Annotated in this window: 20 protein-coding genes and 1 pseudogene; 11 read left to right on the forward strand and 10 right to left on the reverse strand. The window is 43.8% G+C overall.

The annotated features are described in order from the left end of the window. Positions 1-974: 974 nt before the first annotated feature. Entirely contained in the window at positions 975-1142 is a 168-nt protein-coding gene (locus NBH07_RS00005; RefSeq protein WP_048928529.1) for a helix-turn-helix domain-containing protein, read from the forward strand. 3 nt (positions 1143-1145) lie between these two features. Further along, entirely contained in the window at positions 1146-1457 is a 312-nt protein-coding gene (locus NBH07_RS00010; protein WP_250833435.1) for a helix-turn-helix domain-containing protein, read from the forward strand. A gap of 81 nt (positions 1458-1538) precedes the next feature. On the opposite strand, the gene NBH07_RS00015 is transcribed toward NBH07_RS00010, so the two are convergent. After that, positions 1539-2768: a site-specific integrase gene (locus tag NBH07_RS00015; protein WP_250833436.1), complete on the reverse strand. Its 1230-nt coding sequence runs from the start codon at positions 2766-2768 to the stop codon at positions 1539-1541. A 244-nt stretch (positions 2769-3012) separates the two neighbouring features. Between NBH07_RS00015 and NBH07_RS00020 the strand changes: the two genes are divergently transcribed. From NBH07_RS00020 to NBH07_RS00030, 3 genes are all read left to right on the forward strand, one after another. Next, positions 3013-3915, forward strand: coding sequence for a cupin domain-containing protein (locus NBH07_RS00020; RefSeq protein WP_250833437.1), 903 nt, complete (start codon positions 3013-3015; stop codon positions 3913-3915). Between the two features lie 96 nt (positions 3916-4011). Further along, positions 4012-5175 carry an aldo/keto reductase gene (locus NBH07_RS00025; protein ID WP_005855806.1) on the forward strand — a complete coding sequence of 388 codons (1164 nt, stop codon included), beginning with the start codon at positions 4012-4014 and terminating at the stop codon, positions 5173-5175. Positions 5176-5192: 17 nt separating this feature from the next. Beyond that, complete coding sequence (locus NBH07_RS00030) at positions 5193-6218, forward strand: alpha/beta hydrolase (RefSeq protein ID WP_005855807.1); 1026 nt, start codon at positions 5193-5195, stop codon at positions 6216-6218. A 180-nt stretch (positions 6219-6398) separates the two neighbouring features. Here NBH07_RS00030 and NBH07_RS00035 read toward each other — a convergent pair whose 3' ends face one another. Both NBH07_RS00035 and NBH07_RS00040 read right to left on the reverse strand, forming a co-directional pair. Continuing rightward, entirely contained in the window at positions 6399-7301 is a 903-nt protein-coding gene (locus NBH07_RS00035; protein WP_005855808.1) for a glycosyltransferase family protein, read from the reverse strand. An 82-nt stretch (positions 7302-7383) separates the two neighbouring features. After that, a pseudogene (locus NBH07_RS00040) lies at positions 7384-8919 on the reverse strand (alpha-N-arabinofuranosidase). 182 nt (positions 8920-9101) lie between these two features. On the opposite strand from NBH07_RS00040, the gene NBH07_RS00045 reads away from it, so the two are divergent. Continuing rightward, positions 9102-11144, forward strand: coding sequence for a M13 family metallopeptidase (locus NBH07_RS00045; RefSeq protein ID WP_009017775.1), 2043 nt, complete (start codon positions 9102-9104; stop codon positions 11142-11144). 146 nt (positions 11145-11290) lie between these two features. Then, positions 11291-12883 carry an alpha-galactosidase D gene (locus NBH07_RS00050; RefSeq protein WP_005855812.1) on the forward strand — a complete coding sequence of 531 codons (1593 nt, stop codon included), beginning with the start codon at positions 11291-11293 and terminating at the stop codon, positions 12881-12883. A gap of 7 nt (positions 12884-12890) precedes the next feature. Here the strand turns inward: NBH07_RS00050 and NBH07_RS00055 are convergent, their stop codons facing one another. Next, on the reverse strand, positions 12891-13760 hold the full coding sequence (locus NBH07_RS00055) for a helix-turn-helix domain-containing protein (protein ID WP_008778253.1): 870 nt from the start codon (positions 13758-13760) through the stop codon (positions 12891-12893). A 195-nt stretch (positions 13761-13955) separates the two neighbouring features. Between NBH07_RS00055 and NBH07_RS00060 the strand changes: the two genes are divergently transcribed. Continuing rightward, positions 13956-14177 carry a winged helix-turn-helix domain-containing protein gene (locus NBH07_RS00060; RefSeq protein WP_005855817.1) on the forward strand — a complete coding sequence of 74 codons (222 nt, stop codon included), beginning with the start codon at positions 13956-13958 and terminating at the stop codon, positions 14175-14177. A gap of 275 nt (positions 14178-14452) precedes the next feature. Here the strand turns inward: NBH07_RS00060 and NBH07_RS00065 are convergent, their stop codons facing one another. From NBH07_RS00065 to NBH07_RS00075, 3 genes are read right to left on the reverse strand one after another with little or no spacing between them, the layout of a single operon-like run. Beyond that, positions 14453-15562, reverse strand: coding sequence for a SusE domain-containing protein (locus NBH07_RS00065; RefSeq protein ID WP_005855818.1), 1110 nt, complete (start codon positions 15560-15562; stop codon positions 14453-14455). Between the two features lie 28 nt (positions 15563-15590). Further along, positions 15591-17138, reverse strand: coding sequence for a RagB/SusD family nutrient uptake outer membrane protein (locus NBH07_RS00070; protein WP_005855819.1), 1548 nt, complete (start codon positions 17136-17138; stop codon positions 15591-15593). 20 nt (positions 17139-17158) lie between these two features. Further along, positions 17159-20128 carry a SusC/RagA family TonB-linked outer membrane protein gene (locus tag NBH07_RS00075; RefSeq protein WP_156682652.1) on the reverse strand — a complete coding sequence of 990 codons (2970 nt, stop codon included), beginning with the start codon at positions 20126-20128 and terminating at the stop codon, positions 17159-17161. A gap of 200 nt (positions 20129-20328) precedes the next feature. On the opposite strand from NBH07_RS00075, the gene NBH07_RS00080 reads away from it, so the two are divergent. Both NBH07_RS00080 and NBH07_RS00085 read left to right on the forward strand, forming a co-directional pair. After that, positions 20329-21342, forward strand: coding sequence for a LacI family DNA-binding transcriptional regulator (locus NBH07_RS00080; protein ID WP_005855821.1), 1014 nt, complete (start codon positions 20329-20331; stop codon positions 21340-21342). 127 nt (positions 21343-21469) lie between these two features. Further along, entirely contained in the window at positions 21470-22834 is a 1365-nt protein-coding gene (locus tag NBH07_RS00085) for an MFS transporter (RefSeq protein WP_005855828.1), read from the forward strand. A gap of 146 nt (positions 22835-22980) precedes the next feature. Here the strand turns inward: NBH07_RS00085 and NBH07_RS00090 are convergent, their stop codons facing one another. Further along, the gene (locus NBH07_RS00090) at positions 22981-23175 is read right to left on the reverse strand and encodes a hypothetical protein (RefSeq protein WP_005855829.1); all 195 of its coding nucleotides are present in this window, start codon (positions 23173-23175) and stop codon (positions 22981-22983) included. Positions 23176-23568: 393 nt separating this feature from the next. Further along, positions 23569-23970 (reverse strand): hypothetical protein, encoded by a 402-nt coding sequence (locus tag NBH07_RS00095; RefSeq protein ID WP_005855834.1) that lies wholly within the window; start codon positions 23968-23970, stop codon positions 23569-23571. 93 nt (positions 23971-24063) lie between these two features. Between NBH07_RS00095 and NBH07_RS00100 the strand changes: the two genes are divergently transcribed. After that, positions 24064-24954 carry a 1,4-dihydroxy-2-naphthoate polyprenyltransferase gene (locus NBH07_RS00100; protein ID WP_008780291.1) on the forward strand — a complete coding sequence of 297 codons (891 nt, stop codon included), beginning with the start codon at positions 24064-24066 and terminating at the stop codon, positions 24952-24954. Here the strand turns inward: NBH07_RS00100 and NBH07_RS00105 are convergent. After that, the gene (locus NBH07_RS00105; RefSeq protein WP_005855838.1) at positions 24940-25872 is read right to left on the reverse strand and encodes a DMT family transporter; all 933 of its coding nucleotides are present in this window, start codon (positions 25870-25872) and stop codon (positions 24940-24942) included. The two genes, NBH07_RS00100 and NBH07_RS00105, sit on opposite strands and share 15 nt — an antisense overlap. Between the last annotated feature and the right edge of the window lie 47 nt (positions 25873-25919).

The raw sequence follows: 25919 nt of genomic DNA on the forward strand, positions 1-25919 counted from the left end.
AAAACGGCTTGCTTCTTATGCCTACAGCAAAGGTAACTAAAAACGTTTCTGCCGCCATAGGCGGCGGAAACGTTCTGTGTTCCACTCTGATTTCAATCAAGACAAAGGCTTGGCTTTACTCTTTTGGCTGCAACTGTTAAACGGGTAGAAGCTACAAAAAATCAGTTTACTTTAGTCTATTAGCTCTATATATAAGCTAAACCAAAGTAAACTATATTTATATAGGCATATTTGCTTTTCAGTATGCCTATGACTTAAGGTAAGAGGAAGTTAGGCGAAAAATAAAGGTGGCCTACGAGAAATTGAGATCCTTTTTCTTTTTTGGCTGCAAGTATGTTTACCAATAAATATTTCTCGGAACAGAGAGAAGTACAACCCACTGTAAAGTTCGACTCCTTATGCAAACAAGTGAAGGGAATGAAACCTAATGAAAATAGAAAAGGTCTGAATTTGCTTTAATTGATGATTTTGTTTCTGTATTGTTCCTTAATTCGAGAAAAAAATAATAAACGATTTATTTATAAATATTTAAATATTTGCATATCAAAATTTACCAGATTCCACTTTTAGGACGTTCTGCGAACGTTATGTCTATATATCAAGAAAGAAGGAAAAATACCCCTTCTTTTCCCAAACTCATATTTTCGTTCCAAATATAGGAATTATTCTAAAAATCACGAAATATCCGCCCGGATAATCTTCCCGTCAAGGATTGGAAAGGGTATAGTGTTTCACGACGGGCTTTCAGGAAAGCATCTGACTATTAGTGACTATACATGACTATGCATGACACGGGAAAGTTACATTCCACTTTCCTCACTATCTTGCACCCGAAATCATTAAAAGAAATAAATATGGAACTGACAATTATCGAAACAAGCGCTTATCTGGAATTAAAGCGGCAGCTCAGCACGTTGTCCGTGCAAATGGAGGACCTCGTCCGGAAAATGGCTCCACCGGCTCCGGACAAATGAATGGATGCGCAGGAGGTATGCCTGGCGTTGGGAATCTCGAAAAGGTGTCTCCAGGCTTACCGTGACAGGGGACTGGTTCCCTGCTCACATATCGGCGGAAAATATTTCTACCGTGAGACGGACATACAGCAAATCCTGGAAGAAGGACTAATCAAAAACAGAAAATAACGGATGGCGGAAATCATTACCAGGGATTCGGAGGAGTTCAAGGAACTCACCGGATGGATCAGGAGATGCGGAAAGGCACTGGAAAACGCGACGGCACGAATCCGTCCGGGCATAGCCGACGAGCATTATCTCACGGGAGAGGAAGTCTGCGAGAAATTGCATGTATCCAGAAGGACGCTTCAGGCACTCAGGGACGAGAAGGCAATCCCGTATACTTCCATTACCGCTGCAGGAGGCAAGCTGCTATACCCGGAAAGCGGACTGTACGAGGTACTGAAAAAGAACTATAAGGACTTCAGGCGATACGCCAGATAAACAAACGGTGCGTATTCACACAAAAAAACTCCTTCGGCCGGATCCGAGGCTGAAGGAGTTTCTTTATATAAGTTTCGGGGCTTAGTTGGCCAGCCGGTACGTGTCACCGATCTTCATACACAGCCTGTCCGTATCTTCCCCGACTTTCGGATTGATCAGCTCGGCATAAATCTGGGTGGAAAGAATGGACTTATGTCCCAACACCTTCTGCAAGGTTTCCAACGGCATCCCCTTTAAAATGGCCAGAACGGCAAAGGTATGGCGCCCGATGTGCGGGGTTATCTCGGTCGAGCAGCCGCATTTTCTGGTCAGAACCCTCAGACTGGATACCATGGTCTGGTATTCGCCTACGGGAAACACCTTGTCAGGAGAACTTTTCTTTTCATTGTCCCCCCTGTACCTCTCGACCAGTTCGATGGCGATAGGAAGCAGCTTCACCACATAGGCCACGCCGGTTTTTATACGGTTGCCCATCAGCCATGTACCACCCTCGGAATCCGTATGGATATTCTTGTACGTGATCTCCTTCAGATCCGCGTACGCCAGACCTGTGAAGCACATGAACAGGAACATGTCACGGATAGCCCGCTGGCGCTTGTAATTCAACTTGACATGGATGACGCTTTGCAAGTCCTCCTCGGTGAGGAAAGAACGCCGCTTGTATTCGGGCAGGCAGTCGAAACCGATGAACGGGTGAAGCCTTATCCAGCCTCTTTCCTGGGCGGTATACATCAGCCATTTCAGGGTGTTGACCCGGCCGAAAGCCGTCGAGCTCGCCAGGGCGCATGTCCCGAGCATCCAGTTGTAATAGTCCTCGATGAACTTCTTGTCAAGCTCGGCGATGGCTATATCCTCGATACGTCTCTTCTCTTTGAGGAAAAGCTGCAGATTCTTGTAGTCGGCCACCAGCCCGCGATAGGTGCTTGCCGCCTTTTCCTTGCCTATCTTTTCCTTGTAGGAGGCAAGCTGCTCCCTGAACAGTCCCATAAGGGTGTGATAATCGTCCCCGAAACCAAGATAGCGGTTGTAGACACTTTTGGCTGTCACCAGGCTGTCATGGTCGCAGACATACTGGTAATGCCTTGTGATCTGGGCCTTGATATTGTCAAGCTCCTGGTTCAGCCGTCTGGCCTCGTCGGATTTCCCTTTCGCCCTCTTGGCCTTGGCATCCCATAATGCCAGTGAAACTTCCCGCTTGCAACTGAAGCAGGCGGTGGTCTTGTTGATGGTTATACGTCCCATAATGGGCACCTTGCCATCTTTCAACGATTGGTTCTTGGTGTAAAACAACACGGAAAATGTACTTCTCATAAACTCGCTTCTTTTAGTTACAAAATTAATAAATATCGAGCTTTTTGAAGTTATGAAAAACAACGCAATACATTGAAAAATAATCGTTTATATTCCTTGAAATATCCGTATTTGCAAGGTAACGGATAAGTAACGGAAGTCGCAGCAAAACATGCCCCATAATGCTCGCTTTCTCTACCAACAACCCAAAATAGAAATTAATAACTATTTGATTGTTAATTGGTTTTCGCTACCTTTGCAAACTGTGGAAAAACACTTAGTTTCTCTAGGAGAAACACAGGGTTTGAACTCTTTCGGACATCGTATCGGGGAGACTTTTAATGTTGGTCCGATTTCTATCAAGTTAACTCCGGCTTACCATACGTGGCAAAATGAGTATCCGGGATATACGCGTGAATTTAAGGTTGAAGATTATTGTGGTTTCCTCATGAAAACACCGGATGGCTTAATTTGGGCACCGGGAGATTCCCGCTTTCTTCCTGAGTTCTTGGAATTACCTGCCCCGGACGTGATTTTCTTTGATTTTTCGGATGATTCATGGCATATAGGATTGGAGGGAGCCATAAAGATCGCAAATGCTTATCCTAAAGCGCAGCTTCTCCTGTCTCATTGGGGAACGGTGGATGCTCCCGATATGAAACCATTCAATGCCGACCCTAAAATGCTAGAAGAGGGTATCTGCAATCCGGAACGTGTTCATGTCTTAGCCCCGGGAGAAGCTTTTGACCTTGTAGCTCTCAGCTCTAACGAGGGTGAACAAAGTGCCGAGACATTGATTTTCCCTGCTGACGCAAAGGCTTCGTCGGAGTATAATACGGGGGATGTCTATGTCTCCTTGTTGAAGGAGTCTGGTAATACGATGATCGCGCATTTTATATTCAAACCTTACAGTCGTAATTTCTGGCATTACCATCCGGATGCCGAACAAACCTTGTTAGTACTTGATGGAGAAGGATATTATCAAGAGGAAGGAGGAGAGAAACGTGTGATCCGGAAGGGTGATGTGATCGTGACACCTCCTAATGTACGCCATTGGAATGGGGCGACACCGGGTAGCTCTATCGTGTGTATGACCATTACGGAACATGCGATCGAGAATCATGCCGTACAGCTCCGGGCTGTGACGGATAAGGAGTATGACCGATGAAATTGGTATATCTATCTGTGGTTTTGATACATGTTTGGATGTAGGAACGTAGTATTTTTGCCGTGAATGGAATATTAATTAGAAAGGTCATAAGTTATGAGAAAGTACAATGAGATAAGCCGTCGGGGATTTTTGAGGTCGGCGGTATTGGCAGGAACAGGGATCTGTGCTTCTTCCGTATTCAATGGAATGGTTGCCTGTGAGGGCGTGAACAGGCAAGGACCCTCGGCCTTGGATTGTAAAACTAATGCCGTGGTCGGTGTAAAGCGGACATTGGGAAGTGGTACGGCTTCCATGGTTGTATCGGCTATGGGATTTGGTTGTATGGGATTGAATCATCATCGCGGCCAGCATCCCGGCAAGAAGCAAGTAATCGCTTTGGTACATGAGGCCATCGATCGTGGTGTTACTTTGTTCGACACGGCAGAGAGCTATGGTTATCAAACGAATGAACGATTAGTTGGCGAAGCGTTGAAAGGTTATTCGGACCGGGTATTTGTAACTACTAAATTTGGGCATAAGTTTGTGGATGGCGTACAAATCAAGACAGAGGAAGATAGTTCTCCCAACAATATACGTAAGGTGTGCGAGAATTCGCTTCGCAATCTTGGAGTAGAAACTCTCGGTATGTTTTACCAGCATCGTGCGGACCCGAACACTCCGATTGAGGTCGTCGCTGAGACCGTGAACGAATTGATCAGAGAAGGCAAGGTATTGCATTTCGGACTTTGCGAGGTGAATGCCGATACCATCCGCCGTGCCCATAGGATCTGCCCTGTTACGGCTATACAGAGTGAATATCATTTGATGCATCGTGCCGTGGAGGAGAGCGTATTGCCGTTGTGTGAGGAATTGGGTATTGGTTTTGTTCCTTATAGTCCGATAAATCGAGGCTTTTTGGGAGGCTTGATTAACGAGTATACTCGATTTGATCCGGAAAACGACAATCGTCAAGATTTACCTCGTTTTCAACCGGAAGCTATCCGTGCCAATATGCGGATCGTGGAAGTGCTGAATGCTTTTGGGAGGACACGGGGGATCACGCCCGCACAAGTTGCCTTGGCATGGTTAATGAATAAGAAACCTTGGATCGTAGCTATACCGGGGACTACGAAGCTGTCTCATCTGGAAGAGAATTTACGTGCTGCGGATATCATTTTCACCGCCGGTGAGATGAGGGAATTGGAGGATGCGGTTTCCGCTATCCCTGTAGTGGGAAGCCGTTATAATGCGCTACAGGAATCAAAAGTACAGAAATAGATTAAGCTATCGGAAATATGAGACCTGTTTTTATACTTGGTATCATTCTCTTGCTTGTTGGATGTAAACAGCGAGATGAGCGTGTTCTGATGGTGGATGAGCAAGGCAGCTTCGCTGTTGGAGGTACGGTCTTGGTTGATTCATTAGGGCATACTTTTCATGGCGACCATGCGTACGTATTTTATCAAAAGCCGGTCGGAGCGAGGAAATACCCATTGGTATTCGCCCATGGTGTAGGGCAGTTTTCTAAGACATGGGAAACCACACCCGACGGGCGTGAGGGCTTCCAGAATATTTTCTTACGTCGCCGGTTTAGTGTCTATCTTGTCGATCAGCCTCGTAGAGGGAACGCCGGTAGAGGTACGGAGAGCGTGACAATTTCTCCGGCGTTTGACGAGGAGGTTTGGTTTAACCGTTTTCGTGTAGGTATCTGGCCGGATTATTTTGAAGGAGTACAGTTTAAGCGGGATAAGGAAACCTTGGACCAATACTTTCGTCAAATGACGCCGACTATTGGCACGACGGATTTTGAGGTCTATTCGGATGCCTACGCCGCTTTGTTCGACAAGATAGGCCCGGGCGTATTTATTACCCATTCGCAAGGCGGGCCCGTTGGATGGAATACATTGCTTAAGACGAGAAACATTAAGGCTATCGCGTCATACGAACCGGGTGGAGCGGTTCCTTTTCCGGAAGGGCAATTGCCGGAGGAGGCTAAGTTTATTACGCTTTCCAAGAAAATGGAAGGCATTGAAGTACCTATGTCCGTATTCATGGAATATACCAAGGTCCCTATCGTCATTTATTATGGAGATAATTTACCCGAAACCGATGAGCGTCCGGAGTTATATGAATGGACACGCCGTTTGCGCTTGATGAAGATATGGGCAAAAATGCTGAATGATCAGGGTGGGGATGTCACCGTTATTCATTTACCGGAGGTAGGATTACATGGCAATACCCATTTCCCTATGTCGGATTTAAATAATATAGAGGTTGCGGATTTGCTTTCTGAATGGTTACATACAAAAGCTTTGGACTAGGTCTTTTGGGTAATGGAAATATATATAGTATCGTTTTCATTAGGAGGTATTGATCTTTTCACAGAGGTGAAAAGATCGTATCACCCCCGTGAAAAGATCGCTTCACAAGGGTGATACGATAAGAGTCTTAGGCCACGGCTGTTACTTCTTGCTGAGAAATCAGCCATAAGGGCCTTATAATCAGAATAATTTGCTTGGATACTCGCCTGCGTCTACCAAGGCTTGGATCTTATCCACAACGCCTTGACGATCCGCTGCGTAAGTTACGCCGAACCATTTGGAGGTTGTATCCAATACTTTCACACGGGCTGTTCCTTCCGTGATCAATTTATTTACCATCAACGGGATGAAATATTCACTCTTTAAATTACCCATATTGGCTTTTAGGAACTCCTTGAAATATTCCTCGGAATACTCGAAGTAATCGGGAGTGAAGCCCCACATATTCATGGATACCGGCGTATTTTCTTCCAATACGACCTTCTTTCCGTTCTCGTCTACAAACTGGATATCTCCGTCGATACGTTCGATAGCGGTACGCTCCACGACGCCTGTCAGATAACCTTCCTCGTTCGTGGCGCAAACACCACGTGCTACGGAACCGCTCTCGCTCAACGTATTACCTACACGGTAGCCTACCATGCAATAATCATTCTTCTTGCCATCCATCTCAGACAATTGCTTGCCTAATACGGCGAAGCTGTCACGTCCGTAGAAATCATCGGCGTTGATTACGGCGAAAGGCTCATTGATAACCTTCTTGCCCATCAATACGGCATGGTTGGTTCCCCACGGTTTCTCACGTCCCTCCGGGCAAGTGAAGCCCTCCGGAAGATCGTTCAAGTCTTGGAATACGACTTCAACCGGGATATGGTTCTCATATTTGGAGATGATTTTCTCACGGAAGTCTTTCTCGAAAGATTTGCGGATAACGAATACAAGTTTACCGAACCCGCCACGAATAGCATCGAAAATAGAATAGTCCATGATGGTCTCGCCATTGGGACCTAGGCCGTCCAATTGTTTTAATCCCCCATAACGACTACCCATTCCGGCTGCCAATACAAATAATGTAGGTTTCATAATGCGTTTCTTTAATGTGTTTTTTAATTCTTCGGGCAAAGTTAATAATTATAGAAACATTGCCATGTTATTGTCCGTCTTTTTATAAAACTTCTAATACGACGATCGACATGGGAGGAAGGCTGACGCTTAACTTTCCCTTTTCCACCTTGGCTCCCTTGAAAACTTCCGGCTTGACCTTCTCCGGCGAATCGAATGTGTTATAGTCGTTTATGGAGGACGCTGTCAGGATACGCCCGTTCACGCTCTTTATCGTTACGTTTTGCAGGTCGATATGGATGTTCTCGCTTTGCCGGGGATCTACGTTTGCCAACGAGATATGGATTTTACCCTGCGAGTCCCGGGATGCGGAGGCGCTTACGACCGGCACTTCCCGGTTGTCTCTTACTTTCTCCTTGTCGCAGATTAGATCCATCGGCAAAAAGGTAGCGTCTTGATGAACCTTGTACATCTCGAACACATGGTAAGTAGGCGTAAGCACCATGTCCTTGCCTTTCGTGAGGATCATGGACTGCAATACATTGACAATCTGTGCGATGTTGGTCATTTTCACTCGGTCCGTATATTTGTGGAAGACATGTAGGGTAAGAGCGGCTACGAAAGCGTCGCGCATCGTGTTTTGCTGGAACAGATGGCCGGGGATCGTACCGGGTTCCACATCCCACCAAGTACCCCATTCGTCTACCATGAGGGCTATATTTTTCTTCGGGTCGTATTTATCCATGATAGCGATATGCTTTTTAACGACATCCTCTATCTCAAGGCATTTTCCTAAGGTCCAGTAATAATCCTCCGTGTTGAAATCGGTAGCGGAGCCTTTATTGTTCCAATCTCCTACTGTATAATAATGTAAAGAGATACCATCCATGCGTCCGCCGATTTGTTTCATCAGCGTCTCGGTCCAGTTGTAATCATAATCGCTGGCACCGCTGGCGATCTTGAACAAGACATTGCTATCATAGTTACGGCAATACGTAGAGTAACGACGGTAAAGGTCGGAATAATATTCCGGTCGCATACTGCCCCCGCATCCCCAACTCTCGTTCCCAACGCCGAAAAACTTGACTTTCCATGCCTTATCCCGGCCATTTTTCCGGCGTAGGTTGGCCATTGGGCTGTCTCCTTCCGAGGTCATGTATTCCACCCATTTAGCCATTTCCTCAACCGTACCGCTTCCCACGTTTCCGCTGATGTAAGGCTCACAACCTAATAACTCACATAGATTCAAGAACTCATGGGTTCCGAAACTATTATCCTCAATCGTCCCTCCCCAGTTATTATTCACCATTTTCGGGCGATTTTCCTTGGGGCCGATTCCATCCATCCAATGATATTCGTCGGCGAAGCAACCGCCCGGTCAACGTAAGTTCGGGATCTGTAGTTTCTTCAACGCGTTTAAGACATCCGTACGGTATCCTTGGGTATTAGGGATGTCGGACTCCGGCCCCACCCATAAGCCACCGTAGATACAACTCCCTAGATGTTCGGCGAATTGCCCGTAAATATGTTTACTGATCTGTTGGTTACCTTGCTCCGGATAAATACGGATATTCGCGTCTCGCTGAGCGAATAAGGGAAGGGCGATAAATGCCCAAACGCTGATTATTAGTTTCTTCATGATATAAATGATTTGTTGGCAAAGATACACTTATTCTTGAATACATGAATCCTTTTATCGTCCGAAAAACACGTACGTGTTTTCGTAAAAAGTCGTACATGTTTTAAAAGAAACACGTACATGTTTTTCTTTTGCGTATTTATCGTATCTTTGTAAGGTTTTAAGGCAAAAGACTAAACAAAATGAGAAAGAGAAAAATGTTTCCGTTTTTAGCGGCTGGGATAGTCGCTTTAGCGAGTTGTAACACTCCTCAGAAAGAGGTAGTGAAGATCGCTGCTATTAATCCTGCGAATATGGATACCACGGTTGCCGCAGGTACGGATTTTTATGAATACGCTTGTGGTGGATGGATTAAGAATAATCCTTTGAAACCGGAATACGCTCGTTTCGGAACTTTCGACCAATTACTAGAGAATAACCAAGAGCAGCTCCGGGTATTGATCGAGGAACTTAGCGCTACGCCCCATGAGGCGGGTAGTGTCGCCGGGAAGATCGGCGCTTTGTATGCGATGGGATTGGATAGCACGAAGTTGAATGCCGATGGAGTGGCTCCTATCAAAGAGGAACTGGCCGCTATCAATGCGCTGGCGACGAAATCGGATGTCTCTAAGATGGTGGCTACGCTTCATAAGGAAGGCATGGCTCCGTTCTTCGCTTTGTTCGTGGACGCTGACGAGAAGAATAGTGCCATGAATATCGTCCAGCTGTATCAGGCTGGTATCGGAATGGGCGATCGGGATTATTATTTGTTGGAAGATGAAGGTTCCGCTAAGATGCGTGACGCTTACAGGGCTTATATAAATAAGTTATTTACGTTGGCCGGCTCAAGCCCGGAACAGGCGGATGCGGCGGTGGATGCCGTGATGAAAATAGAGAAGGCTATCGCTGATATCTCTTATGGCCGTGAGGATTTGCGTGACTCCCAGAAAAACTATAATAAATTGGCTTACGAGGATTTCAAGCAAATAGAATCCCCGTTGGATTGGGATGTATATTTTGAATCCATGGGATTAGCTGGGCTGAAAGAGTTGGATGCGAAGCAAATCAACTTCTATAAGGATATGAATAAGGCTTTGCAGAATACGACGGTCGATGAGCAAAAATATTATTTGGCGTTTAATTTATTGAGCGCGGCGGCTCCGTACCTAAGTGATGATTTTGTAGACGCTGATTTTGAGTTCTATGGAAAGGTAATGTCCGGAAAGCAGGAACAACAACCTCGTTGGAAGCGTTCGTTGAATACGGTAAACGGTGCGTTGGGCGAGGCTGTCGGCGAGATGTATGTAGAGAAATACTTCCCGGCTTCTTCTAAGGAAAAGATGTTGACGCTAGTGGGGAATTTGCAGACTGCTTTGAGCGAGCGGATCAATGGCTTGGAATGGATGAGCGATACGACTAAGGCGAAAGCGCAAGAGAAATTGGCCGCTTTTACGGTGAAAATAGGTTATCCGGACAAATGGCGTGATTATAGTGGCTTGGAGATCAAGGACGATTCTTATTGGGCGAATGTCCGCCGTTCTAACATCTTCGATATGGCCTATCAATTGGCGGACGTGGATAAGCCGGTCGATAAGTCTCGTTGGCATATGAATCCGCAGACCGTGAACGCTTATTACAATCCGACTACGAATGAGATCTGTTTCCCGGCTGCGATCCTTCAGCCTCCATTCTTTAATCCGGATGCCGACGATGCGGTGAACTATGGCGCTATCGGCGTGGTAATCGGCCATGAGATGACGCATGGATTCGATGATCAGGGACGTAACTACGATAAGGATGGTAATTTGATCGATTGGTGGACTGCCGAGGATGCTGTCCGTTTCACGGAGCGTGCTGATAAATTGGTTGATCAATATGACCAGATTATCGTAATAGATACGCTTCATGCCAACGGACGTTTTACGTTGGGTGAGAATATCGCCGACCACGGAGGTTTGTTGGTCGCTCACCAAGCTTATTTGAATAGCTTGAAGGGCAAAGAGACTCCGGCCCCGATCGATGGCTTCACGAATGAGCAACGTTTCTTCTTGGGGTATGCGACGTTGTGGGGACAAAATATCCGTCCCGAGGAGATCCGTCGTCGTACCAAGATCGACCCGCATTCATTGGGAAAATGGCGTGTGAACGCTGCCTTGCGTAATATCGCCCCGTTCTATGCCGCTTTTGACATTAAAGAGGGCGATCCGATGTTTATGGCTCCGGTTGATCGGGTGGTTATCTGGTAATCCAAATACAGAGTTTATATAAGTGAGGGAAGTATGTCACGTCAAAAAGGCATACTTCCCTTTTTTCGTTTATCCCGATTTGGCGGTCTGATACACTTTTCTTATTTTTGTTTGATTAAGAACGTTATACATGAAAATTTTATACCATGCGAAACTATATATCAATCGCCTTACTTCTCTTGGCATCTTCTGTTTTTGCGTATGATCCTCCCACGATGGGATGGAGCTCATGGAATACCTATCGAGTGAATATCAGCGACAAACTGATAATGAAACAAGCTGATGCGATGTCGCGGAATGGCTTGAAAGAGGTTGGATATAAATATATTAATATTGATGACGGGTATTTTGGGGGACGGGATGCGAGCGGGGAGTTAATCACTCATCCGGTCCGTTTTCCGAATGGCTTGAAGCAGACGGTAGATCATATCCATGCGTTAGGGTTTAAGGCGGGTATTTATTCCGATGCGGGCCGGAATACTTGCGGCTCCTTTTGGGATAAGGATTCTTTAGGGATCAATGTCGGCTTTTATGGGCACGATCGTCAGGATGCGGACTACTTCTTTAAGGAAATAGGATTCGATTTTATTAAGATCGACTTTTGTGGCGGCGACGCCAAACAGAATTTCGATCAATTAGGTCTGGATGAGCAAGAGCGATACACGGCGATCCATAATGCGATACTAGCTACCGGCCGTAAAGATGTGCGTATGAATGTATGTCGTTGGAATTTTCCCGGTACGTGGGTGCATGACGTTGCCTTCTCATGGCGTATCTCGCAAGATATAAATCCTAGCTGGGAGTCCGTGAAGAATATTATCCGGCAGAATCTATATTTGTCCGCTTATGCGAGCGAAGGAAAATATAATGATATGGATATGCTTGAGATCGGCCGTGGAATGAGTGAGGAAGAAGATAAAACTCATTTTGGAATGTGGTGTATTATGAGCTCCCCTTTATTGATTGGCTGTGATCTGACTACCATCTCTGAGAAATCTTTGCGGCTACTGAAAAACGAGGAACTGATAGCGTTAAATCAAGACGTACTAGGCTTGCAAGCTTATGTCGTTAAGCAAATGGATGGAGTGTATATCTTGACAAAGGATCTGGAAGAAGTGAATGGGAATACATGCGCTGTCGCCGTCTATAACTCTACGGATGAGGAACGGACTATTCATCTGGATTTTGCCGATTTCTATTTGCGGGGCGACGTGAGTGTACGGGACTTATTTGAAAGGAGAGATCTTGGAAAGTACAAGGATCGGGATTTTTCCGTAACCATACCTGCGCATGGGACACGTATTTTCCGTCTGGATGGACTGGAAAGGGGAGAACGGACGGTCTATGAGGCGGAATGTGCTTGGTTGCAAGACTATCAAGAAATAAAAAATCACAAAGCGTTTGGAACGGCGATTTATGAGGATGACGGGAATTGCTCTGGAGGTGCGAAGGTTACGGGATTAGGTAATCGTGATAGCAATTATCTGGAATGGCATAATGTATACAGTCGTGAGGGAGGTTTATACTTGATGTCCGTGGATTATCAGTGTGCGGAGAATCGAGAATTAATTTGTCAAGTTAATGGAGTTGTCGTAAAAAATGTAGAGGCTCATCCTGCGCATGAGGTCGCTAGCGAGCAAATAGAGATCCGTCTGAAACCCGGTATGAATCGCATACGCTTATCGAATGGAAACTCATGGATGCCCGATATCGATCGTATGGTTTTACAAAAGAAGTGATTGCCGGCTACGTGCTTGAGGGAATTTTCATTCTTCTATATTCTTGAGGTGTCATTCCCGTATGCTGCCTGAAATATTTGTTGAAAAAAGACAGGTTGTTAAAGCCTAAAGAGAAAGCGATCTCTTTTACGGTTAAGTCTGTCGATCTTAATTGTGCCTTGGCATCCATCGTGATAATGGAGGAAATGATTTCCAAGGGAGTAAGTCCGATCGCTTTCTTAATAGTCGTGCAGAAATGAGGTAACGACAAATTTAATTGAGCGGCGTAAAAAGAAACGCTGTGCTCGGTGGTATAATGCTCTACGACAAGTTGGATAAACTTACGGTAAATCTCATTGGTGCGCGTACGGATTCCATTTGTCCAATGGCTATGATTTTTATATAACTCAGCCGTTCCTTGCATGAATATCGTGAGATAAGCGATGACTAGGTTTTTATTTACCATAGAATAAGACGGGGATAAGGATTGCGCACGTATCAATAAACGGTATCCGTCAATATATAATTGAGCTACAGATTCTTCCAGCGGCATGATCGGATGTTCCGTGATAACGGGAAGAAAGCTCATGGTTGATTTAATAAAATTGATGTTTGTCATAAACTCCGAAGAGAATCCGGCGAAATAGAAACGAGCGTCGTCCGATATTTCATGGAACTGGATAAAATTGCTGGGCACTAAGGTCACGAAATCATATTTGTTAATCGTATACTTCGCTAGATTGATAGAAGCCTGCACGGAACCTTCTACACAAAGGAGAAACAAACCTGCCTTTATCTTATGAGGCAGCTTGCTGTATTTGTTTAGCGTCTCTTTTGTGATACGATCTCCGACGATAAAATCGTTCGTGATATCGAATGTGAGCATTTCCTTTTCCATATCTAATCGGTAATTCGTCTCAAATATAGGAATTAATAAATACTTATTATTCAAGATAATAAAAATAGAACATAGAAACGAAAGAATGGATATTGATTCCCTAAAATTTAAGGGCGAACTTTACAAATGACTACTAATCGTAGGAAAGAGGAAACAAAAAGAATATAGTTCGTTTACTAGAAAAGTATTTTGATTATGGAAAAAGGAAGAATTGGACTAAACGCAGGAAAAGTGTGGCATGCGCTAAACGAGGTAAATGAAATATCTACGCAAGAGTTAAGCCGTAAATTGTCTTTAAGTATTGAGGACCTAGCCTTGGCTATTGGCTGGTTGGCTAGAGAAAACAATATTTATATCACGAGAAAGAATGGTTTGTTGTATGTCAGCAATGGCATCAAATCCAATATGTACTATTAGAAGGAAACAAAAAAAGGCTATCCATCACGGACAGCCAATCTCAATTGTTAACCTTAAATCTAATACCATGAAAAACACAGTGCAAATATAGAGATTTTATGTTATGTAGCATAATGAATAGTTTGGAAATCTCATTTGCTTAACTTGATTTAACAAAATCATGTTCTAAAACATATCTTTTGAGGCATAATTCATAAACACAAGCGTTACTTTTATCTATTACCACCTTTACTTGACTTTTAAATCAAGTAAAGGATGGTAATTTAAGTAATGCCTTATTCGGCTAGTAGAATGATATGTTTCGTTAAGTCATTAAACTTGATAAAATAGGTACCGGCGGAAACCTTTACATTATCACCTCCGTCAAATTTGGCGAATTGTCCTTGTTTATCGTTCCATAAACTATTGCTGCCACCGAAACTTACGGCCCAGTCATGATCCGCACGTAATTTCAAACCGCCATCGGACGGAATCTCTATTTTCTCGCCGATCCAGATGTGCTTGTCGTAACTAGCCTGTTGTAAATCTAGATCACCACCCCAATCATTGAAGTCTCCAATCAGGGAGATTTGTTTGTATTCGGTTGTCGCTCCGGTATAAGGTTCGATGCTGTATTTGTTACCAGCCAAGTCTAACGTGATCGTATAATAGCCATCCTGCGTGAAGCCTTCGATATTACCGCTACCGCCGTCATTGCTTAATGCTCCGTCGCTGTCGTAACCCCATTGAATGCCCCAATCACCCGGGGTTTGAATGATCTTGAATGCGCTACCGGCTTTTACGAAACCTGTGTAAGTGAATAACATATTATTGACATCGTCATCAGCGAATATACGCATCGATGGGTCGTTATTGTTCCATCCGTTGTCGAATATGTCACCCACAAAATAAACTTGGGTACGGGCGCCACTATATGGAGTGATCGCCATGTTTACCGTGTTCGAATAAAGTTCGGGAACACTGTCGTTAATAAATGCTTTAAGACGGAAGTCCACATTATAAGCTACGGTAGGATTAACCATTCCCAAATTGTTCATGGCATCATTCAGCTCGAATGTCTTGATCAAGACTTTTTCGCCGGAACCGGTAGTTGGCAGCGACTCGAATTTCTCGAATTCAGTTCCTCCTTCACAGACTTGTACGGTATACGTTACACCTGCCGCAAAACCGTAATCCGGTTGTTCACAGGTAAAAATATCGATGATACTACTGGCATTTTCCGGCATTAAAGTATATGAACTGTTATTCGGAGCATTGAGGGTAAAAGATATATTATTACCTTCTGAGTCCTTTAGGTCATTGATAACCGGATCTTTATCGTCCGTGCAGGCAGAAAAAGCACAGATGCCCGCAAACACGATGGATAATATATTGACTTTATTCATAATTGTTACTTATTAATAGGTTTTACGATTAATAACCCGGATTTTGTTTCAAGTTACTGTTTGCCACGAGTTGGGTCGAAGGAATCGGTAACAATGAGAAGTGACTGGAGATTGAAGTACCTCCCGCTGTCTCGCCTTTCCAATCCCAAGTATAATTGGAGGTGAACTTATTGTAGCGGATCAAATCCGTACGGCGTTGCGCCTCAAAATAGAACTCACGGGCCTTCTCATCAAGCACAAAATCCAAAGTAAGATCGGTTGCCGTAATTTCCGTGGCTTTCGCTCTTTTCCGTAGCTGGTTAATAGCGCTTAAAGCGGCTTGTTTATCGCCTCCCGCCCGTATTGTGGCTTCGGCAAAGGTCAGATTAGCCTCGGCTAAACGGAACAATGGGAAATCCATATCCGGGAACTGCTGATTCGGATCGTGACCGATTTGTCCGGATTTCGTGATATTCTTGAATTTAGTTACAGAATAACCTTCTGTAAACTCGGTCGGCTTATTGATCTCGAATGTACGGTCTGTAGTCCAGAAAGAGGCACGTGTATCAGTTGTTTTCGATAAGTCTCCGTCAGAAGCGAACTTTTTCACCAATGCCATGCGGGCACGGTTACCACCCCATGCTTCTTTAGTCCCGAAATCAACCAGTGCGTTCATGTCACCACTGATAAAGCTGGCGATAAAGAACAATCCGGACCAAGAGCGGGTCTGTACGCCATCATAACAAATCGGCAGGATCATCTCGGGAGAGGTGTTGTTATCTGCAAGGAAATTATCTCCATAATTAGGAGCCAGAGAGAAACCGGCGTCCATGACTTTCTTTGAGTATTCAGCGGCGGCAGACCATTGAGGGGTACCTGTATATACTTCTGCGTTCAGATATAAGCGAGAAAGTAGCATCCATACGGCGGCTTGATCGGCACGTCCATATACATTTGCACGGGGAGCCTTCATTTGTGGCTCGATTTCTTTCAACTCTTTCTCTATATAGGTATAGAGATTCGCCCGGGTAATCCGTTCGGGAACATAGGTACCGATACCCGTGTTCTCATCAACGAACGGGACATTGCCATATAAATCAATCAAATAATAATAATCCAAGGCACGGATAAAACGAACTTCAGCACGCTGTGTAAGACTTTCCTCGTCATCCTTGCCCTCTGTCTGTATTAAGAAGTTATTACACTGAGCGATTTGGATGTACAGACGGTTGAACATATTCAATACCACACCGTTCGAGGCGGTAAACTTAGCGAAGTTCAAGGGATATACATCCACGTCGCCAGACCAAGCGCAAATCGCCTCGTCCGTAGGAAGCTCATTCAGGTTGAATAGCATACGCATCAAACCCGACGCTCCCTCATCCGTGTCGGCGATATCTCCTTGTCCGTCGGGACCTTTATTTCCTGTGATGGCTAATCCCGCATAGATCTTGGCGAAATTGGCGTTCTGATCGAACTCTACGTTTAGGTTCGGATCGATAGGCGTAACATCGAGATCACCTAGGCAAGAGGTGAAGTTTACGCTGAAAACCAGCGATAAAGCCGGTATTATATATTTAAAGAATTTCGTATTCATATAGATATCCTGATTTAAAATTAGAAGTTAAGACTTACACCGAGTATACCTACCAATGGGCGAGGATATACGTTCTTATCGATACCGAAGGTCTTATCAGCTGCGTTCGCTACCTCCGGATCCAATCCTTTATATTTCGTGATAACAAAAGGATTCTGTACGGTTCCGTAGATACGTCCGCCCAATACGCCGAATAATTTGTTGAAAGAGTAACCCAACGTGATATTATCGCAGCGTAAGAAGGATGCGTTTTGTACATAATAATCGGACAATACGTTCATGTTCTGGAAATTCGTATCGAAAGCGGATAGCGGACGGTTGGATAGATAGCCTTTATTGTTAATACTACCTTCACTTAATGCCGCATTGGATGAGGCTACATTATTATATACATAGTTCCCGAGGTTGGAACGAAGTGAGAAACTGAAATCCCATGCTTTCCATACCAATTTAGAAGTAAAGCCCATCGTTACATCGGCTGCCGGTTTATGGCAGAAATAACGGTCCTCGTCATTGATCACACCATCTCCGTTGCGGTCCACGTATAATCCTTCGATCGGATTACCCTGTTGATCATATACCTGCTCGTATACATAGAATGAGTTCGCCGGGTGATTCACACCTTGTGCCTGTATCATGGTCCCGGTACCACCTTCTACGGTTCCTGCCAATACGATGGATGAGGCGTCATCCTGTGCGGTTAGCTTCGTAATCTCGTTGTTGTTCCAAGCGACATTAAAGCCTAGGTCCCATTTCCAATCAGAGGTTGAGATCGCTTTAGCGTTGATGGAGAACTCAACACCTTGATTTCTCAAAGAACCGATATTGCTGACGATACGGTTCTTGAAGTTTGTTCCGGCCGGTACGTCGATCACATTGATCAAGTCCTTAGTTTCTCTGTAATAATAATCCAAGGATGAAGTGATACGGTTATCTAAGAATCCGAAGTCGAATCCGGCGTTCCAAGTAGTAGTCTCCTCCCATTTCAAGTTCGGGTTGTAACCGTCGGGACGGGCGATAGGAACAAATTGGTCGCCAAATTGATAGTAGGCTCCGTCTTGTCCCGCGAAATAAGTCGCCATATACGGGTAGTCTCCTTGCGAGATATCCTGTTGACCGGTAATACCATAACCCAAGCGTAGTTTTAAATCCGATACAGCGTCCACCTCTTTCATAAAGCCCTCTTCCTTGATCTTCCATCCTAAAGCCACGGAAGGGAACAATCCCCAACGGTTGTCTTTAGAGAAGCGGGAAGTGCCATCGTTACGTAAGGTCGCGGTGATAAGATAGCGATTCATGAATGAATAATTGACACGTCCGAAGAAAGAGATCAAATAACTTTCTGTCTTGAAAATATAAGAAGTCGGGTTATCTCCGTTCAAGTTATTGTATGCGTTCTCTGTGGAACGATGGAAATGTTGCCAAGAGTAACCAGCCATGATATCAAAATGATGCTTTTCATTGAAATCCTTAGCGTATTGCAAATAAAAATCCAATAGGTGATTGTATTTGTCGATTGTCTCATAACCTGTTTTGCCGTTATCCACGTAACCTAATGGAGATTCTTTCGGATAGTAAATGTCTTGCGTACCGGTAGCCATATCCATACCTAAATTCAAGTTCGCACGTAATTCGGGAAGGAAATGGAATTTATAATCAACTTGGATATTACCGACCAAGTTTTTAGAATTAGCCTCTTCTTTTTTCTGTTGAAGCATCGCTACCGGGTTTTTTGTAGCGATTGAGATAAATTCACCGGCATTTTCCCAAGCAAAATAACCTCCGTATTTACTGTTGCCGTTCATGACTGGTTGAGTCGGGTCGAATGCGATTGCCGCTCCGATAGCTCCCGTATCGGCGAAACGATTATTTGAGATCATTCCCTTGGCGTTGAAGTTAATATTTAAATGATCTTCGAAGAAACTGGGAGCTAGGTTTACAGATCCAGTATAACGTTCGAACTTAGAGGTTTTCAATATACCATTTTGGTTTGTATATCCGGCGGATACACGATAAGGCATATTATTCAAGCCTCCGGATACCGTGATATTATGATCGGTTCCCACGGCTGTACGGAAGATCTCTTTCTGCCAATCCGTATTTTCTTTTCCTAATAACTTAACGGCGCTTGATTCCGCCCCAAAACGATCCGTTACGAAATTACGATATTCGTCAGCTCCCATAACATCGATTGATTTGGTCTTCGTGCTGATAGAAACGTTTCCATCGTACGTAACCCGTGGGCGGGAGCCTTTTTCACCTTTCTTAGTGGTGATAAGAATCACACCGTTAGAGGCACGCGAACCATAGATCGCTGTGGCGGATGCGTCTTTTAATACGGTGAATGTTGCGATATCGTTCGGGTTGATCGTACTCAACGGGTTGGATACCCCTTTGATACCGTCATTGTCGATCGGAAGTCCATCGATAACGATCAGCGGGTTGTTGCTGGCCGATAAGGAAGAACCACCACGGATGCGGATACTGGCTCCCGAACCCGGAGCTCCACCGTCAGTCGTGATATTTACGCCGGCGATTTTACCGTTGATCATATCGGTTGCGGTGGTGGTCAAACCCCGGTTCATCTTATCTGGCTTAATGGCCGTCACGGAACCGGTAGCGTCATCTTTCTTCACCGTACCATAACCGATTACGACAATCTCGTCCAATACTTCCGTATCTTCTTGTAATACGACAATTAAATTACTTTGTCCTTGGTTGATAATGTCTTGTGATTTGTAGCCTATGTAAGAAATACCGATCGTACTTCCTTTAGGCGCCGAAAGCATAAAGTTACCGTCGAAATCGGTAACAGTTCCATTCGTAGTTCCTTTTTCAAGGATACTAGCCCCAATGATGGGTTCACCTTTCGCATCTTTCACGTTGCCTTTGATCGTGACGTCTTGTGCGAAAACATTGCAGGAGAGAAACAATCCTATCAAGATAGATAAGATTACTCTTGCGTCGCAAGAATACATTTTTTGTTTCATGCATTAGACAGTTTAAGATTAATACTCTATTATATTTATTGAATTTTAGCCATAGTATGTGAATGCAAATGTATGTTTATCAAACCTCTCATGTTGTTAAAATGTTTGTCGATACCCCTATAAATTTACGCAAACGTTCTCGCAAACGTTTGCATTGTATGACCTAAATACATATCTTTGATTTTATAAAAAAGAGAACCATGAAAAAGCGTCAAATCACGATAAAGGATATAGCGAAAGCCTTGCATATTTCCCCGTCAACAGTCTCTCGTTCCTTGGCTGATCATCCGGATATCAGCCAAGAAACCAAGAATATAGTGAATGCTTACGCTCGTGAACATAAATATAAGCCCAATGCCTTAGCCTTGAGTTTACGGACAAATAATACGAAAACAATCGGTGTTATTTTACCGCAGATCGTACATTATTTCTTTTCTTCTGTTTTATCCGGTATAGAGGATGAGGCGGAAAAGGGAGGGTATCGTGTTATTATTTGTCAAAGTAATGAGAATTATGAGAAAGAAGTAAAAGGTGCGCAAGCTTTATTGGAAGCACGTGTTTGCGGTGTCTTGGCTTCTGTCGCTAAAACAACGACGATCTACAATCATTTCCAAGAACTAATCGATAGCGATATACCTATGGTGTTTTTTGATCGTATATGCACGGGGATCTTGACAGACCGGGTGGTCGTTGATGATTATGCCGGGGTTTGTTCCGCTGTTGAATACTTGATTCGTAGCGGTTGCCGGCGAATCGCCTTTTTCGGATCTCCTTCTCATTTAGCGATCTCTAATAATCGTAGGATGGGATATGAGGATGCTTTGCGTAAAAATGGATTACCGGTAGATAAAGAGTTAATTAAGATTTGTGATAATTATACCGAGGCGCTTCGGTTGACCCCGGAATTATTGTCGTTGCCCAATCGTCCGGATGCGTTCTTCGCCGTAAATGATGAGACTGCTATAGGGGTGCTGAATGTTGTCAAGGCCAAGGGATTGAGGATACCCGATGAGGTTTCGATTTGTGGGTTTACGAATAATAGCTTAGCGGAAGTTAGTGATCCCCTGCTGACCTCCGTGGATCAACATGGTTATGAGTTGGGAGCTATCGCTATGCGTTTACTGATAGAACGTTTGAATGGCGTGCGTGACGGGGATCGTATCGTGAGCAAGATTATCAAGACAAATCTGGTGGTGAGACAGTCTACCCGTTAAAAAAGTAGCTTCCGAAAACGTTTGCTCTACTTCTTTGCATGAATTTGAATAGGGACGACGTCCTGTTTCGGAATAATTCCGTATGTTTGTCACCAAACAAATAAATACCTTAAAAAACATAATTCTCATGAAAACAAAACCATTTTTGAGTTTTTGGCAAATTTGGAATCTAACTTTCGGTTTCTTGGGCATTCAATTCGGTTTCGCCCTTCAGAACGCAAATTCAAGTAGAATACTTCAAACCTATGGAGCGGATGTAGAGCAACTATCCTTATTTTGGTTAGCGGCTCCGCTGACAGGTATGATCATACAACCTATCATTGGTCATTATTCCGACCAAACATGGTGCCGTTTAGGACGTCGGCGTCCGTTTTTTCTGGTAGGAGCTATCTTTACGACGATTGCCTTGATATTGATGCCGAATGCGGGATTGTTCTTGTCACCCGGTACAGAGACGGCTATTTTATCTCCCGTATTGATTGGTGCGGGTATGTTGATGATCATGGATGCTTCCATCAATGTAACGATGGAGCCTTTCCGTGCCTTGGTAGGGGATATGCTACCCGATGAGCAGCATACGACTGGCTTCTCGATCCAGACTTTCTTGATCGGCATCGGTGCTGTCGTTGGTTCCTTGTTGCCGAGTATTATGAATAAGGTGTTTGGTTTATCTAATACGGCGGTTGCTGGTGAGGTTGCCGATAATGTTAAATTCGCCTTTTATGCCGGTGCGGCGATTTTATTAGCGAGCGTATTATGGACAATTTTTAAGACAAAGGAATATTCCCCAGAAGAGATGGCTGAGTTTCGGCTTTCCGGTGGTGAGGTCATTGAAAAAAGGCGGGATAGCAATGGTTTTATGGAGATCATGCATGATATCTTTCATATGCCTAAAATAATGTTACAGTTAGGTTTATGCCAGTTTTTCGCTTGGTTTGCCTTGTATTCCATGTGGGTTTATTCTACGCCTGCTATCGCTGAACATGTATATGGGGCAACAGATCCTGCTTCCGCCGAATATGCGATGGCTGGCGATAAGGTAGGTGAGTTATTCAGTATCTATAATTTTGTGGCGATGTTATTCGCTTTATTATTGATCCCGATTGCCCGTCATTTAGGTCGGAAAATGACTCATGCCCTCTGTTTATGCCTAGGAGGGGCAGGGTTGGTTTCTCTCTATTTGTTGAATAACACAGGAATGATGGTCTTTTCTATGATTGGCATCGGTATAGCGTGGGCAAGTATATTGGCGATGCCTTATGCTATTCTTTCCGATAGTCTTCCCGCTGATAAGATGGGTACTTATATGGGTATATTTAATTTCTTTATAACGATACCTCAGATCACGAATGGAATCATTCATGGATGGATTGTACGTAATGTTTATCATGGGCATGCTGTGTTCGCTTTGTTAACGGGAGGTGTTTTCTTGTTTTTCGCCGCCGCCGCAGTTAGTCTTGTCAAAGAGAAAAAGTTCAGTAGAAAAGTGTAAGGTATATAAGTCCGGTTTCCTGTTGTCAAGCGTAAAAACGCTATACCCAAGTCAAACAGCAAGTTATTATAATGTAGGTAGAAAAACGTATCTCAGATAATCCCGGGTCACCCCGGGACAACAACAGGAAACCAATGGACTAACTACTAAAAGGCTTCTTCCTCTTCCTTTTGGCGTGATCCTATGACGCGAAGAACTAACATCGCTACCGTAATTACACCGAGGGATCCCATGGTTACGTTTTTAGTAACCTCATTGTCAAATGTTGTAGTTCCGACTAATACCAATACGATAAATGAAACCATCATGATTGCATCAGCCAAATCCTTATTTATTCTCATGATCTTCTTATTTTTTTAGGATTCGATAATTGTTGTATTTTATTATTCTTTTTCCAAGACTTCCTCTTCCGATGACGTCCCGGTACTACTCAGTCCTTTCATTATGCCATATAGACCAACACATAGAGTACCCATAACTACTACTAATTTAATATAGTCGTTAGGGATGATAGAACTGCATGCGAATACACAACCTGCGATTGTTAGAAGAACATAAAGATATATACGTATTTTACCTGATTTATTAGTTGTCATAATTGTAATTTTTAATTGTTTATAATAATGTAAATGGGCAATAACTCCCCGGAAATATTGATTTAATAAATGCAATATTCCTACCGATAAGACATATCAATGACTTACCGAAAGATACAAATATGAAACAATTAAAAACTAAATAATGAGTTTTCGTAGGGCAAAGACATGCTCTCCCATACGACACAGAAGTGTGGATAAATTTATGATCTGATAAGTGGATATATGTTGAGATACTCTATGAAGTTGATTTACTCCTCTCAAACGCATGTCTTGAAGGGATTTCTCCATATTTTTCCATATCCGTATTTCGATAGTGTTGTTTGCCGTTTGTGAAATCCTGCGGGGAGTTAAGCAGTTACTGCTTTTCAGCTCGTTACTTAATACTTCGAAACGACGTTGGGCATCTGCCGTGTTTTTTTCTTTCATAACGGCCTCTTTAGTCGCAGACATAACCTCATCCATACTCTTTGTTCCTTCTTCGGGAGCAAACAGCATGAAGCTAATCAACAGACCTAATATGAATAGAAAATTCTTCATGGCGCAAATATACAAGTATTTCTTTAGATAATAACAACAGTATATGTTATTTGTTTTTTATTTTTGTAGTTATTTTAAGAATAAAACAATAGAATGGAGAATAACAGATCGAGAATTCAAGCTTGGTTAGAGGCGGCACGTCCGAAAACGTTGCCGGCATCATTTAGTCCGGTATTAGTTGGGTGTGCGCTGGCTTACAGGGATGGAGTATTTAAATTGGCTCCGGCGATCCTTTGTGTTTTGGTGGCTTTACTTGCCCAGATAGCCAGTAATTTTGCCAATGATTATTTTGATTTTAAGAAGGGGGCGGATAAGGAGGACCGGTTAGGCCCGGAGCGAGCGGTGGCTTCCGGTTGGATAACTCCTAAGGCAATGCTATGGGGGACTTTTATCACGTTGGGGCTTTCTTGTCTATGTGGCTGTTTCTTGTTGTTCTTTGCCGGCTGGGAGCTCATCGGTGTAGGAATTGCTATTGCGATTTGTGTCTTGGCTTATTCAGCAGGGCCATTTCCTTTGGCTTATAACGGGCTGGGGGATGTGTGTGTCGTATTGTTTTATGGGATTATTCCGGTTTGTTTTACGTATTATGTACAAGCATTATCGTTTTCCTTATTGTCATTCTTGCTTTCGTTGTCATTGGGGCTGTTGTCCGCTAATATTTTGATCGTGAATAATTACCGGGATTATGAGCAAGATAAGGCGGCTCGTAAACGGACTACGATTGTGCTATTCGGGCGTACGTTCGGGTTGGTAACTTATTTGCTGAACGGTATATTGGCTTTTTTGATCACGCTGCCTTTATTGATGGATGCCTCACCTTGGCTTGTTTGTTTATTCGCGGCTTTTAGCGTGCTGTTTGCCGCCACATGGCTGGAGATGAAACAGTATCAAGGCCGTGAGCTTAATAGAACTTTAGGGCATACGGCACGGAATGTATTTATCTATGCCGTGTTGCTTTCAGTTGTATTGTTATTTGGTTCTTAAGATGTGCCGTGCTTTGAACAATCGCTTGGCCTCATGGAGATTTTTCTGTATGTATTTGGACAGGATAATCAATGTAACCGCTACGATAATCAGTAAGATTCCTAAAGCGAGGTGAGGGGTGAAAGGCTCTCCAAAGACTAAAACACCTACGCAGACGGCTGTCACGGGTTCTGTTGCTCCCAGTACGGAAGTTAGGGTGGAACCGATATGGTGTACGGCTTGTACCAATGTAATGTTAGATACTACGGTTGGCAAGAAGGCTAATAAGACGAGGTTAATAAAAGAGGGCAGGTCTGGAATGGGTTGGATTCCTGTTCCTGCCTGTGCTTTTATGAAAAATAAAGAGGTACTGACGATAAATACATAGAACGTAAGTTTTCGTCCCGGCATATCATGTACCCTCGATTTATTGACGGTGACGATATAGAGGGCATAAGCGACGGCGGAAAGTAATACGATGATTACGCCTAGCCCGTTTAATCGCATCTCTCCTCCATCAATGGATAGACGGGCTACTCCACAAATAGCGAGCCCGATCGCCAAGAGCGTAATCCATGATGTTTTTTCTTTGAATACAAACAGCATGAATAGGGTTACGAATATCGGATAGGTGAAATGTAGAGTCGTGGCGATTCCCGCCGCCATAAAATTATAGCCCCAAAACAGGAACATTGCCGAGCCTGTATAAAAAGCACCCAATAAAATCAATATCGGTAGGTTTCGCATCTCTGTTCTGAAAGATTCCTTTTTTGCTAGAAGCATACCCGATAAGGCGATGGCCGCGAATAAGAAACGATAGAACAATATCGAATCAAACCGCATACCCTTCTCCATAAGAGGCAATGTAAACAAAGGGATTAAACCGAATGTAACAGAAGTCGCTATTCCATAAGCGAAACCTTTTAGATTATTATTCATATTATACTTTTTGATAAAATGACCGCAAACATACAAAAAAGTCTTGA

It is taken from the genome of Parabacteroides sp. B2-S-102 (assembly GCF_023656665.1).
In the GTDB taxonomy this organism is placed as follows: domain Bacteria; phylum Bacteroidota; class Bacteroidia; order Bacteroidales; family Tannerellaceae; genus Parabacteroides; species Parabacteroides distasonis.